Source organism: Winogradskyella sp., from assembly GCF_003712105.1.
Lineage (GTDB): Bacteria > Bacteroidota > Bacteroidia > Flavobacteriales > Flavobacteriaceae > Winogradskyella.
Window position 1 is genome coordinate 281010 of the sequence record NZ_RHLG01000005.1, and the last position, 14623, is coordinate 295632.

A 14623-nucleotide genomic window follows, 5' to 3' on the forward strand; every position below is an offset into this window, starting at 1 on the left:
GAGTTATCAAAAAACCGAATCAATTAAATAAAATATACATCTATGAAATATAGAGTTCTTTACATATTGGCAATAGTTGGTCTAATTACATATAGTAGTTATGCGCAACGCGGTGTTAGAATTGGTTATATCGACACGGAATATATTCTTCAAAATATTCCGAATTATCAAGAAGCTACTTCTCAGTTAGAGACTAAACTAACAAAATGGAAATCAGAGATTGAAAAACAGCTTGCAGATATAGAAACAAAGAAAAAATCTTTGGAAAATGAAAAAGTACTTTTAACCAAAGAACTTTATGAGGAAAGACTTGAAGATATATCTTATGAAGAAGCAGAAGTTCTAGATTATCAGCAAAAAAGATTTGGCCCTGGCGGAGATATGGTGATTCAACGTAGACAATTAGTTCAACCTGTTCAAGATCAAATTTATGCTGCAGTTAAAGAAATTGCAGAAAATAGAAAATACGATTTTATTTTTGATAAAAATGCTGATTTTTTAATGTTATACTCAGCAGAGCGCTACGATATAAGTGAGCAAGTTTTAAAAATAATTACGCGAGCTAATAAGAGAGAACAAGCAAAAACTAAGCAAGAAAGACGCGAGTTAGAGAAAGAAGAAGCAGTACCTGAAGTAAATGATTCGAAAGATGAACGTGCTAAAGCACTTGAAGAACGCAAAGCACAACGTAAAGCAGAGTTAGAAGAAAAACGTTTAGAACGCGAAAAAGCGTTAGAAGAACGCAGACAAAAACAAAAAGAAGCTAGAGAAGCTAAAAAGAGAGAAGCTGAAGAAAGACGTCAGAAAGTAATTGATGCAAGAAATAAAAAGAATTCAGATAAAGAGACTGCAACGCAGGTAAAAGATTCTGCAACAAGTAAACTAAATGAAAAATCAGCAAGTGTTAAGAAGACAGACTCAACAAATGCGAAATCTGGCTCAACAAAACCATTAACAGCTGAAGAGAAACGACAGAAAGCTTTAAAAGATAGAGAGGCTAGAAAAAAAGCACTTGAAGACCGTAAAAAGAAAATTTTAGAACAACGTAAAAAAGCCAGAGAAGAACGATTAAAGCAGTTGAGAAAAAATGATTCCATCAGAAAGGCAAAAGCCAATGGAAACGATGGTAATTAAGGATTAATAATAACATAAAAACACGTAAATACTAAATTAAAAATGAAACGATTAAAAACACTTTTATTAGCAATTGTACTTTTTGTTGGAGGAACAAGTTTGAGTAGTGCTCAAAGTAAGATTGCGCATATTAACCTTGGAGAGGTTATTACTGCTATGCCTGAATACAAGACTGCTCAAGCTGAAATAGAAAAGTTGAATAATACATACAATACTGAAATTCAAGCATCTTTAAAGGAATTGCAAGATAAGGTAAAGCAATATACTGCAGAAGGTCCTACTCAAACTGACGAAGAGAATAAAAAGCGTCAGGCTGAAGTTCAAGGTATGGAGCAAAGTCTAGCTGTGTATCAACAGCAAGCTCAACAAGACATCCAGAAACAAGAGCTTGATAAGATAAAGCCTATTAGAGAAAAAGCTCAAGCCGCTGTTAAAAAAGTAGCAACTGCATTAGGATATGATTATGTACTAGACTTAACAACTTTAGTTGTTGCTACTGGTAAAGATATTACTGCTGATGTAAAAAAAGAATTAGGTATTTAAAAATAAATACTTTTTAAAACATTAATATCAAAGCCGCTTTTTTGAAAGTGGCTTTTTATTTTTGTAAAATGCAAAATAAACCTATTGGCATATTTGATTCTGGTGTTGGAGGCACATCTATTTTTAAAGAAATACATGCGTTATTACCAAATGAAGATTGCATTTACCTAGCAGACAGTAAAAATGCACCATACGGCAATAGGTCGAAAGAAGATATACTACAACTTTGTATCAAGAATACCGAATTTCTACTTCATAGAAATTGTAAACTCATAGTTGTGGCTTGTAATACCGCCACAACAAATGCTATTTCATATTTAAGAGAACATTACGATATTCCTTTTATAGGAATTGAACCTGCTATCAAACCAGCTGCTCTAAACACAAAAACTAAGACGGTAGGTATTTTAGCAACTAAAGGCACACTAAGTAGTCTACTGTTTCACAAAACCAGTGACTTATATGCTAGCGGCATTACCATTGTTGAGCAAATTGGAGAAGGTATTGTACCACTTATAGAATCTGGTCAATTACACTCTGATAGAATGGAAAGCTTACTGGAAAAGTACTTAGAACCAATGTTAGAGCAACAAATAGATTACTTAGTGTTAGGCTGTACTCACTATCCATACCTTATCCCTATCCTTAATAAATTACTGCCGGAAAATGTTACAATTATAGATTCTGGTTTGGCAGTCGCAAAACAAACCAAAACCATTTTAGATGCAAATGATTTGCTTAATGGAAGTAATAATAAACCTAATATTCAGTTTTATTCTAATACAGATACAGAAGTTCTAAAATCTATTTTAGGAGGTAGTTTTAAGGTTGAATATTTAGACTTTTAAGCATCTTTTTATTCTTCCTTAAACCAACTTGAATATTTCACATAGTTATTGGCGATTCTGTCTATTTCTCCTGAGATAAGTTCTTTACTAATATCTTTTACTTTTTTAGCAGGGACACCAGCATAAATACTTCCAGATTCTACAATTGTATTTTGAGTAACAACCGCGCCAGCAGCAATTATACTATTAGATTCAACCACGCAATCGTCCATTACAATGCTACCCATACCTATTAAAACATTATCCTTTATGGTACAGCCATGCACGATTGCATTATGTCCTATAGATACATTATTACCAATAGTTGTTGGTGATTTTTGGTATGTAGCATGTATTACTGCTCCATCTTGCACATTAACTTTATCACCTATTTTGATATAATGTACATCACCACGAATTACAGCATTAAACCAAACACTGCATTCTTTTCCTATAGTTACTTCACCAACTATAGTAGCATTATCAGCAATAAAACAATCTTTTGAAATTTCTGGATGGATTCCTCGTACAGGCTTTATAATTGGCATAGTTAAAAATATATGCTTAAAATTATTTAAAATATGCTAATAACTCGGCTTTTTTAGAGGCAGATACCATAATTTCCTTTCCATTGCTTAAAATAACGCTTCCTCCTTTGCCTTTTACATATTTTACTACCTCATTTACATTTACCAAATAACTTTTATGTACACGCGCAAAATTGGCATCTTTTAGGCTTTCTTGAATGTACTTAAGTGTCTTGCTAACGAGTTTTTTCTTATTATTATTAAGATAGATTTCTGTATAATTATCATCGGCCTTACAATACATAATACTTGCTGTTTCTAATATTTCAAATCCATCTTGTTGAGGGATAGTAATCTTAGTAGTTATTGGGTTTGTTTTCGGAATTAAAACCTGGTCTTGTAATTCTTGCTCTTTGGTATGTATTTCTGTAACATAGTCAACCGCTTTTATAAGTTCATCGATAGAAATTGGTTTCATTAAATAGTAAGATGCATGAGCATTTAATGCATCCATTGCATAGTGATTATAAGCTGTTACAAAAATGGTTTGAAAATCTACATCGCCAACTTTATCTAGTAAATCAAATGCATTACCATATGGCATTTCTACATCTAAAAACACAACATCCAAATCGTTATTTCTAACTAAAACTAATGCTTCATTTACATTTTCTGCTTCACCAACAACATTAATATTTGGGCAATACTTCTCCAAGTAGTTTTTTAAAATATCTCTACTTGTTTTTTCGTCTTCGACAATAATTGCATTAAGTTTCATATATCAATCAATCTTTTTTTAAAGTTACAATGACTTTAGTACCTACATCTTCTGTTTGCCGATAATCTTCTATTACCACTGCAACTCTATCCTGATACATCGTATTAAGTATTTGTATTCGCTCTTTAATATTACTTAAACCTTTGGATTTGTGTTTCTTTTGATTATCGGTCTTTAAGGCTTTAGAGCGTTTACGGCCAACACCATCATCAATTATAGTAATCGAAATTTCTTCGCTTGACAAAGGTTCAATATTAACTTTTAAAATTCCTTTGTCTTCCTTGTATCGCAATCCGTGCCAAACCGCATTTTCTATATATGGCTGTAAAAGCATTGGCGGGATTTCAAAAGCTTCAATGTCAATTTTCTCGTCTATTTCAATACTGTAATCAAACTTATCTTTAAATCTAAAATGCTCTAATTTGGTATACAATTCAAGAAGTTCGATTTCTTTTTTAAGTGGTATAAAATCTTCTTCACTATTTTCGAGTACTGCGCGCATTAAAAATGAAAAATCAGATAAGTACTTATTTGCAGTTCGCTCATCGTTGGATGCTATGAAACTATTTACAGAGTTTAACGCATTAAATATAAAATGCGGATTCATCTGACTTCTTAATGATTTTAGAGCCAAAAGGTTATTAGCGAGTTTTTGCTCTTTAATGTACTTATATGTGAAAAATGCCGCTATAAATATCAACAGAAAACCGCCTATTAATGAGTATATGACTATTTGCTGATTTTTATTTCTAGCAATTGTAAGTTCATAGTTTTTCCTGTTTAGTTCTCTGTCGTTTTCAAGGCTTGTTATCCTGTTTTGACTCTCAGAAATAGAACGTGTTAACCGTGCATTCTGAGCAATTTCTTGCAGCTTTTTTATATATAGCTCATCTACTGAAGCTACAAAATCTTCAAATGCTAATTTTGCTTTATCGTACTCACCTAAATTTTCGTAGGCGTCTACTTTTTTACGAAGCGCATCATTCTTAGTTTCTAAATCTTCTCGTTTATCGGCTTCGGCAATACTCTTATCTAAAAACGGTATGGCTTCATCAAAATTCTTTTGTAGTATTAATGCATTCCCTATTTTATAATTCTGCTTTTGTGGAGATAATGGACTAGCATTGGACACTATTGAATCTTTCTCTATTTCTTTTAAATCCTCAATAACCTCTTTACGTAATGATATTTCATCATCGTAATTTTGGATGACATTATTAAACTCAGCAACTGTAACTTTTTCTTCCAAGGAGCGTTGTTTACTTTCGTTTTCGGCTGAACTTAATGAGCTTTTAAAGAATGTCTCGGCTTGTTGTGTGTCTCCTTGCATATTATACCCCTGAGCAATTTTGGAGTTAAAGTCCGTAATTTTTGGGGCTATGTTATTATTGGTCGCTACCAGTAATCCTTTTTGGTAATTGGTAATTGCGCCATTTGTATTATTCTGTTTTAAAAGCACATCTCCCAACCCTTCGTAATATTCAGTCTTCTGATAGTTGCTTAATCGGTTAGCATCAAACCTATTATATACCTGAATACTTTCAGAATAATTTTCGTCAAGCATATAGGCTTGCGCTAATTTTAATTTTAGTGAATTTGAGGTTTTATTCTGAAGCGCTATTTTATAATTTGTAATTGCTAAATCGTACTGTTTCCAAAAAACATATAAGTCACCTAAAGTTTCATAAGCTTCAGCATTTTGCGACTGAGACGTACTTTTATCTAAAGCATCAGCAATGAATTGTATGCTACGCTCTGCATCTCTTTTAAGATAATTATCAGCCGAGTCTATTAACTGAATAAATTCCTCAACCTTTCTCTTTCGCTTATCTTTTTGAGAGGGGTTTTTTTGTTGTTGTTGAACTTCGATTATAAGACGATCATCACTCTTAATAGTATGGAAAACAGTTATAAAGTTTTTATGACTTATTATAAGCTGATCACCGATCTTGACTTTTACTCTAAAGTTTCCATCATAACTCGTGGTTACATAAGAACCTCCATTAACTTGTATGGTAGCGTCTATGATTGGCTGGTACGAGAGTTCTTCACGCACTAAACCTCTTACAGTAAAATATTCATCTTCCTGTATAGTAGTATCGCTCTGCGAAAAACCAACCTGAAACATTAAGGTTAGAGCCAAAAAAAGTCCTAAAGATTTTAATCCAAATTGCAATCCAATAATTCTTAAATTTCAATAAACTTACTATGTTTAATTGACTATAAAAAATTTGTATTACTGTCTATAAGCCAAAAATGACCTTAAAATGGTGATTTCACTAATTCATATGGCTCATATACTAACCAAAACTACGGATTTAAGGATTTGTGTTTTTTTCTTAAGAACTAATATCAGTACAAAAAAAATGCCTTGAAAATAATCAAGGCACTTGTATTTAGTTAATTGCAGGGCAATTACAATCGTACTTTTCTCGCCTGCAGTTAAAATTATAACCTAAGGTAATCTGGTGAAAACCACCTGTATTAAAGTTAATGGTATTTGCTTGATAAGAATAAGTGTAAGCAAATGTAAATTGTTTATAATCTACACCTATAAAGGGTGTAAAATATTGTAGCTTTTGACTACTAACACTATTACCTTCCAAAAATTGCGCACCGTCTAAACTACGTCTGTAAGATAGTCCACCCCAAACTTTACCAAAATCTACTTCTCTATAGACTTTTGCATTAAAATCTATTGTAGACTCTTCAGTTGCATCTCTGTACATATACATTATTGAAGGTTCAAAACTCCAATCACTACCATATTTTTGAAATACGTTACCAAGTGACACTAAATATGTTCTTAAATTATTAAACACAAAACCTTGTTGGTTAAAGTTGATTCCTTCATTGTTAAGAATGTTTTTAGCAGTAACATGCGCATAAAAATCTAAGAAATGATAGGACATCCCAACATCTATATTAAAATTGGTAGCACTTTGTTCAATTCCAGCAATTAATTGATCAAATTGCCCTGGTGCTAAAAAGCTGGTCTCATCTAACTTATACTGAATAAATCCAGCACTTAAACCAAACGAAATCATATTTAAGTCTACCTCATTTCTAGAAAGTAATAAGTGATGTGCATAAGTGACGTAAGCTCCTGTATTAGAATGAAATCCGTTTTCGTCATTATAAACTATAGCCCCAATAGCTGATGGACCATCACCCAGTCTACTATGCGCACTAAGTGTTTGTAAACTTGGAGCATCATCTACTCCAAACCATTGCTGTCTAGCTGTGAGTCTAACTTTAGCACAATTTGCTACACCTGCCATTGAAGGATGTAATAGGTAATAGTTATCTGTTAAGTAATCGGAATATACAGGTATACCTTCTTGAGAGAACCCAATAAAGGATAACATTCCGGTTAAAGCAACTATACATATTTTTTTTAGTTTCATATGTGTTTTATCGTTTTAATGAGAAATGAGAAGTAAATGTTCGCATTTCATTATTAGTAGGTTCTGTATACTCTAATCTAAACCAATAATCGCTTGATGGCATATTATTACCTTGAAAGGTACCATCCCAGCCAGGACTGGTAGGACTGATTTGTTTTAAGAGTTTTCCATAACGGTCAAATATATAAATTTTTGCACTAGGTTGTGCTCCTATTCCTGCAATATTCCAAGTATCATTAGTACCATCACCATTTGGTGTGAAGAACTTAGGAAAATCTATAACTACAACTGTTTCCATGACTACCCCACAACCTTGTACATCTCTTACTCTTACAACATGTTCGCCTCCAGTGACATTAGTAAACACATTGTCTAACTGCCATGCACCATTATCAAGACTAAACTCATAAGTGCTAATTCCTGTAGCGTTTACGGTAATTACATTGTTCCCAATAAATGCTTCTGATGTAACTCTAATATCAAATGTTGTTGGGTCTGGTAAGCTACTTTCTGTGACTGTAGTACTTACAGAAAACATACACATGGTTATATTATCCGTTGCAATAACCTCATAATCTCCTCCTTGAATCGGTGTAAGTGTAGAACCTGTTTGTAATGGTAATATTTCACCATTTAAAAACCACTCAAAAGTATGATCTGCGCCTGATAATCCTGTGTCTAAAACAAGTGGAACATCAACAACTGCTCCTTGGTCGCTTAAACATAAAATATAATTAGGGTCTAGTTCAAAAACAGGCAACGGATTCACAGTTAATGTTACCGGCTCAACTTCGAAACAAATATTTGGGCTTATATTATTACTTACTCTTACCCAAACTATTTGAGGGTTGGTGAGGTTTTCGTATAAATTTGGTAATTGACTTGTGTCTGTAATTGGATTATAATTAATAGCTTCATTTTCTGTAAAATGGTATGTTATTGTATAATCTGCAGGGTCTTGTCCATCTAGTACTTCATCTTGAATATCGTCAAAATTAAATTGTGCAATATCATCTCCGATTATATTATCATCACAAATCTGAAAATCTAAAGGTTCACCATCACTATTTGCCTGTGCACCTTCCAAAACCTCAACAAAAAATGAACCTGTATTAGAACATAACACCCCATTTGGTGTTGTTATATTGGTTATCGCATAGAATATCTCTTGTACATCAACTATTGTATTGGTAAATGCGCTTGGATCTGGAACTTCCGTTAAGTCTAAGTTATCTGCGCCTTGTTGGGTTGTATGATATGTGACATTAAATAGCAGTGGGTCTTGACCATTTAAAATATCATCACGCCTTTGCGTTAGGTCAAATTCAAAAAATCCGTCAGTGTTGTTCTCGCACTCTTCTATTGGCGGAATATCTGTGGTAATTATTGGCAATGGGTTTACCGTAATATCAAAATCTACTATAGCGAAACAACCAGTAGATGTATCTAGTACTCTTACATAAATAGTTTCTGTTGGATTTGTATTATTATATACTGCAGGTGTCGTTATTTCATTTGCCGTAACATTATTAAGTGCATCGTCAAAATCCAAAAAGTATGTTGCTGATAGATTTGGTATCCCATCAAAAATAAAAACCTCATTCTGAGTTAAATTAAACTCCTCCACCAAATCACCTATAGTAACATCATCACAAACTATAATATCTACGGATTCTGTATCCGTTCTAGGTGTTGGATTAATCGTCCTTAATTCAAAACTTCCTGCACCTTCGCATGTGTTATCATCATCATTTTCTACTCTAAAGAAAATCTCTTGAACAAAGGGTGATGCAGTGTTAACATGATTTGAAATATCGGCTATAGGATTTGATTCACTTGCCGCATCTGCTGCATTTTGGTAAAAATCTACTGATATATTCTGATTAATTGGAAACAATGCTAGAATTGAAGCCTCAGCGCTGCTAAAATCAAAAACCGTAATACCATCAATGATATTGTCATCAACTCTTGTATCATCACATTCTTCAAAAGGTGCTATCGCAAAAGTGTTAGGCAACTGACCTGTTAGGGCAATTAATTCTAATTGTGCTATTCTTATACAACCTTCATTATTCTCAATACGAACATAAACCTGATTTCCTATTGCATCTGCATTTGAAAAACTAAGCGCATTCGTGATAGGGCTTGTACCTGATTCTGCATCTGCTAATGTTGTATAATATGTAAATACTTCATCGGTAATTGTATTCACAATCAATTGATCTGCTTGAGTCAAATTAAAATCTGAAATCGCATCTGTAGAGTCCGTATCAAACTCATCGCATTGCTCTAATTGAACCATGGCATTATCTAAAACAGGCAGTGGGTTCACTACTAAATTTAAAGTACTGACTTCAAAACAATCCGGATTATCAATATTAGTGACACGCGCCCAAACTTGGTCGTTATTTGCGACTGCATTAACATATGGTATAGCAGAGTTTATGGCTATTGTTGGATCTCCATTTATTGCTTCAGGTTGGGTTTCAAAATATGTTACCGTAAATTGTGATGGGTCCTGACCATTTAAAATAAATAGATCTCTCGTAGATAAGGTAAATTCAACAAAACCATTAGTATCATCTCCATCTGCGTCGTCATCACATAATTCATAGGTATCTGCAGTTGCCGTCGGTTGGTCAAATACATCAATCATAAAACTTGTAAAAGCAGAACAATCTGTGTTATTTATATTTTCGATTCGTACCCAAATGATATCTTGATCGTATGCCACAAGATTTGTAAAAGTATCTGGTAAGGGATTTGTTGTTGAACTCGTCATGGCTTCTGCTTCCTCTAAATGAAATGAGACTTCAAACTGCATTGGATCCTGAGTCAATAACACATCGGCTCTCAATGCATCTAGATTAAAGTCCCAAAAACCATCATTATTGTCATCGCAAATTAATTGATCAATAACCGTGTTGGCTAATGGAATTACATCGACTACTAGAGTTATGTCAGATACTGCATAACAACCACTATTTCCATTATTTTCAACTCGAGCGAAAATCGATTCAATATTTGCAGTACCATTAGTATGAAGGTTTGGTAAAGGATTTAATCCCAAGTCGGCATCATTGAACGTAGGATGGTAACTAACTGTAAAATCTAATGGATTTTGTGTCCCTAAAACATCGTCATTTATCGTTGATAAATTAAACTCAACAAATCCATTAGTGTCATCACCATCTAAATCATTATCGCACAATTGAAACGTAACATCTTGTGCAGTTACAAAACCTGAAACCGTTAATGTAAATGTGTCTTCAACAGGACATGTACCTACCCCAGCAGCAACACTGTTATTTGTAACACGAACTGTAATTATTTCGGGCATAGTGGAATTGGTGTAATTTGCAGGGTCGGTAATAAGTCGACCGCCGACATCAAAATATTCTGCCTGTACATCTGATTGAGCACCAATAACCAATGGGCTATTAAGAGTTAAATCAAAAACCTCAGTATTATCGCCATCCGTCTCACAAGCCACTAAATCCCTAGGAGGGCTTTCAAGTATAGGCTGATTAACAAATTGAACTTCAGCCTCCTCAGTAGACTGACAACTAGAACTACCAAAGCTAATAGTAACGGCATAGGTACCATCACCACCAAAAGGTCCTGTAGATGGTACAATCAATGACGGTCCTGTTTCACCTGGAATAGGATTGACCAGATCTGGTAATTTAAACCATTCAAAGGTAGCCGTGGGATCTGTAACTGCCGTATCTAATGTAACAGCTGTATCTCCACAACCAGGGCGACCAGATGCTACGGTAAAATCTGGTATATTACCTCCAAGTCCTGAGAAACTACCTGCTTCAATAAAAACTGCTGAATCAAACAACCGGTCTCCTTGATCGGCAATTACTAATTTTATTTCGTATTGTACATTTGGTATAACTACAGCTGTTGCATTAAAAACAACTGTTCTCCCTCCATAATTTGTATCTCCTAAATCATAGCCATCAAAAAAATCTGGATTATTTGCTGTACATAAAATTGCGCCACCAGGGCCTCGAACATCAGGCCTAACATTAATTGTACTTACGGGATCATTAGAAACTGGTACTCGTGCTAAGTTGGTGAAATTGGTGGTGCCTACCCTTCTTAATAAGAAGGCAAATGAATCTGCAAAATTGCACTCATCATTCATATTATACTCTTCAGACGCCATTAAATAATTAAAACTAAAATTATTTGAAGACGGAGTAAATGTAAAAGATACAGAAGTAGCATCACCTGTGTTTATAACCCCTAGAGCTGCTTCCAGATCTGTATCACCAGGTAGACCAAGAACATTACTATTTACACCAGGTATAACAGTATTACCAGCTTGAAAGGCATTACCAGAAGTTAAAATTAAACCATTCTCAAAGGGAAAATTACTACCTACTGGTCTTTTGAAAAAGCCATAACTTTTAGTTGTTAAATCGGTAGGTCCTCCTAAAGCAACTTCGTTAAAATCCTCTAATAAAGCGCAATTACTATTTATTAATACTGAGGTAACTAATTCTTCTAGATTAAAAGATGATTCGGGATCTGAAGCATCATTTACAGTAATTAATTGAGCGAAAGAATTGAAATTAACTAAAAAAAAGAAAATGATTGTAAAAGCCTTTGCTTTCAAAATATATTTTGAATGAAGTTTTTTCATCAATACGGGCTTTTTTTTTAAGGGATCGAAATTTAGTTAAATAAAATGACAACTAAAGTTAAAATTCGTTGTAAACCATCTTAAATAGATAACGTATCGTTTTCATATTTCATATTTTTGCAAAAAAAAAGAAATGACCATTACAGATATAACGATTCGGCCAACCTCAAACGAGACTATTATAAAGTTTGAAGCTAATCGATTTCTAACGCAGCATAATAGCTATGAGTTTAATAATATTGATGACGCTGCTATTTCACCCTTAGCGCAACAATTATTTTACCTACCATTTGTTAAGAAAGTGTATATCACATCAAATTTTGTAGCCATTGAACGCTATAATATTGTTGAATGGTCGGATGTTCAGGATGAAGTTGCCGTACAAATTAAGAACTACTTAAATAGCGATGGTATAGTTATTAAAGAAGATACATCTAAACCAAAAAATGCGGTCACGGTATATGCAGAGAGCACACCCAATCCTAGTGTTCTTAAGTTTGTATCAAACAAACCATTGGTGGGCCAAATATGTGAGTTTGGGTCTATAGATGAATCTAAAAATTCACCTTTAGCTATAGCATTGTTCCAATTTCCTTTTGTAAAAAGTGTATTTATGGATAAAAACTACATTTCCATAACTAAATACGATGTTGCGGAGTGGCCTGAAATTACGAATCAATTAAGAGGATTCATCAAGACTTATATTGAAGAAGGTAAACCAGTTTTGAATGCTCCTATTACACAGCAAAAACAGGTAAATGAAGAAAAAGCAGAGCAACATTTTGAATCATTAGACGATACCTCTAAGAACATCGTTAATATTTTAGAAGAATATGTGAAACCAGCAGTTGCTAGCGACGGCGGAAATATAGAATTTAGATCTTATGACCCAGAAACTAAAAAGGTTGAAGTATTATTACAAGGCGCCTGTAGCGGATGCCCATCGTCAACATTTACTCTAAAAAATGGGATTGAAAATATGCTAAAAGAAATGTTGGGAGACCAAAATCTTACCGTCTCAGCAATAAATGGTTAAAACGAAAGTTTTATTCAAATATAATTTAACAATTTATTGGCATTATTTTTGCATTCATTAAACTTTAAAAAAACTAAGTTCGTAAATCGAATTTTTCAACCTTATATATTAAAATATAAATATTATAAATTATGAATAAGAAAACTTTTTTAACTGGTTTAAGCACTTTACTAATAACTATTTTTTCTTTCAGTCAGGGTTTAACAAGTATAGATGTATCAACAGAAAAACTCTACATGTCGTCTGATGTTAGTAAACCCATTGATGCTTTAGGCAGTCCTTACATAAATGAGAATTTTTTACCAGTAAAAATCAAAGGTTACGATAATGTATTATACACAGGTAGATATAACGCATACAATGGAGAGATGGAAATAAATCTCGGAACAAAGATCATTGCATTAGATAAGACACAACCTTATGAGGTTACATTTACGCAAAACAATAAAAATTATAAGACGTTTAATTTTATTTCTAAAACTGGTGTTGCCAAAAGTGGATTTTTAAATGTAATAGACAGTGCAACTACACATTCCTTATTAAAAGAAGAGACAATACGCTTTGTAGATAAGGTACCTGCTGCTACGAGTTATCAAAGAGATAAGCCAGCAAAGTTTATCGCTAATGAGTCAAATTATTACCTTAAAGTAGGTGATAAAATTACACCTGTACCTACAAGAAAAAAGGATTTATTAAAATCTTATGCAAAAGATGCAAAGAAAATTAAATCGTATTTAAAGGATAATAAAGTTTCCTTAAAAAAGGAAGAAGACATAAAAAAACTTGCTTTATATTTAGCTAGTTTATAGCAATTTTATAAAAAATTTCATACTTAAAGATGGTTGGTTTTCTAACCATCTTTTTTTAACTTCTTTAAAATGGAAATACAAGATTGGATAGATAAAGGATATGACCTAATTATTGACTTTGGACCAAAACTAATCGCTGCTTTTCTAATATGGATTATTGGAGGCTTTTTAGTAAGATTCGTTACAAATACAGCGCGAAAAATAATGACAAAACAAGACTATGACATTAGCTTAGTTAAGTTTTTATCTAATCTTATTTACTGGTCATTAAAGATTTTATTAATTGTAGTCATTCTATCTACAGTTGGTATCGAGACTACGTCTTTTGCAGCTATATTAGCTGCTGCTGGTTTGGCGATTGGCATGGCTCTACAAGGTTCTTTAGGGAATTTTGCCGGTGGTGTACTGATTATGATTTTTAAGCCTTTTAAAATTGGAGACTTAGTTGAAGCACAAGGTGAAATCGGCGTTGTAAAAGAAATTGAAATTTTTACAACTAAACTTACTGGTTTATCCAATAAAGAAATTATTCTGCCTAACGCTACTTTGTCTAATGGAACTATCATAAACTACACGACTGAAGGCACGCGTAGAGTAGATTTAGTTATTGGTGTTAGTTATGATGCAGATATTAAACAAACTAAAGACGTAATGATGAATGTCCTGACATCTCACCCAAAAGTACTAACTGATATTGCACCGACTGTCGATGTGTTAGAGCTTGCAGACAGCTCTGTTAATTTTGCTGTTAGACCTTGGTGTAAAACCGAAGATTACTGGGATGTGTATTTTGGCATTACTGAAAATATAAAATTAGCGCTTGATAAAGCAGGAATTGAAATTCCTTATCCTCATACAGTAGAAATTAAAAAACAAGGTTAATTCTGTAATTAAGGCTTGTAAAT

11 protein-coding genes are annotated in these 14623 nt (G+C 33.3%); 6 read left to right on the top strand and 5 right to left on the bottom strand.

All coding sequences use genetic code 11. From position 1 onward, the window contains the following. Positions 1 to 42 precede the first annotated feature (42 nt). The 3 genes from ED556_RS12650 to murI all read left to right on the top strand — a co-directional run bounded on the left by ED556_RS12650 (position 43) and on the right by murI (position 2525). Positions 43 to 1134: an OmpH family outer membrane protein gene (locus tag ED556_RS12650; RefSeq protein WP_296324438.1), complete on the top strand. Its 1092-nt coding sequence runs from the start codon at positions 43 to 45 to the stop codon at positions 1132 to 1134. Between the two features lie 42 nt (positions 1135 to 1176). After that, positions 1177 to 1677, top strand: coding sequence for an OmpH family outer membrane protein (locus ED556_RS12655; protein ID WP_296324442.1), 501 nt, complete (start codon positions 1177 to 1179; stop codon positions 1675 to 1677). Positions 1678 to 1745: 68 nt separating this feature from the next. Continuing rightward, positions 1746 to 2525 carry a glutamate racemase gene (gene murI, locus ED556_RS12660; RefSeq protein WP_296324444.1) on the top strand — a complete coding sequence of 260 codons (780 nt, stop codon included), beginning with the start codon at positions 1746 to 1748 and terminating at the stop codon, positions 2523 to 2525. A gap of 8 nt (positions 2526 to 2533) precedes the next feature. Here murI and ED556_RS12665 read toward each other — a convergent pair whose 3' ends face one another. The 5 genes from ED556_RS12665 to ED556_RS12685 all read right to left on the bottom strand — a co-directional run bounded on the left by ED556_RS12665 (position 2534) and on the right by ED556_RS12685 (position 11873). Beyond that, positions 2534 to 3052 carry a gamma carbonic anhydrase family protein gene (locus ED556_RS12665; protein ID WP_296324445.1) on the bottom strand — a complete coding sequence of 173 codons (519 nt, stop codon included), beginning with the start codon at positions 3050 to 3052 and terminating at the stop codon, positions 2534 to 2536. A 22-nt stretch (positions 3053 to 3074) separates the two neighbouring features. After that, positions 3075 to 3809 (bottom strand): LytTR family DNA-binding domain-containing protein, encoded by a 735-nt coding sequence (locus tag ED556_RS12670; protein WP_296324448.1) that lies wholly within the window; start codon positions 3807 to 3809, stop codon positions 3075 to 3077. 7 nt (positions 3810 to 3816) lie between these two features. Next, entirely contained in the window at positions 3817 to 5952 is a 2136-nt protein-coding gene (locus tag ED556_RS12675; protein WP_296324451.1) for a histidine kinase, read from the bottom strand. A gap of 253 nt (positions 5953 to 6205) precedes the next feature. Next, positions 6206 to 7216: a type IX secretion system membrane protein PorP/SprF gene (locus ED556_RS12680; protein WP_296324454.1), complete on the bottom strand. Its 1011-nt coding sequence runs from the start codon at positions 7214 to 7216 to the stop codon at positions 6206 to 6208. A gap of 7 nt (positions 7217 to 7223) precedes the next feature. After that, the gene (locus ED556_RS12685; RefSeq protein WP_296324458.1) at positions 7224 to 11873 is read right to left on the bottom strand and encodes a T9SS type B sorting domain-containing protein; all 4650 of its coding nucleotides are present in this window, start codon (positions 11871 to 11873) and stop codon (positions 7224 to 7226) included. Positions 11874 to 12006: 133 nt separating this feature from the next. Here ED556_RS12685 and ED556_RS12690 point away from each other — a divergent pair, with 133 nt between their 5' ends. The 3 genes from ED556_RS12690 (at position 12007) to ED556_RS12700 (ending at position 14600) form a co-directional block, all read left to right on the top strand. Next, positions 12007 to 12909, top strand: a complete 903-nt coding sequence (locus ED556_RS12690; protein WP_296324460.1) for a NifU family protein — start codon at positions 12007 to 12009, stop codon at positions 12907 to 12909. Between the two features lie 131 nt (positions 12910 to 13040). Further along, positions 13041 to 13718, top strand: a complete 678-nt coding sequence (locus ED556_RS12695; protein ID WP_296324463.1) for a hypothetical protein — start codon at positions 13041 to 13043, stop codon at positions 13716 to 13718. Positions 13719 to 13787: 69 nt separating this feature from the next. Continuing rightward, positions 13788 to 14600 carry a mechanosensitive ion channel domain-containing protein gene (locus ED556_RS12700; protein WP_296324466.1) on the top strand — a complete coding sequence of 271 codons (813 nt, stop codon included), beginning with the start codon at positions 13788 to 13790 and terminating at the stop codon, positions 14598 to 14600. Positions 14601 to 14623: the final 23 nt, after the last annotated feature.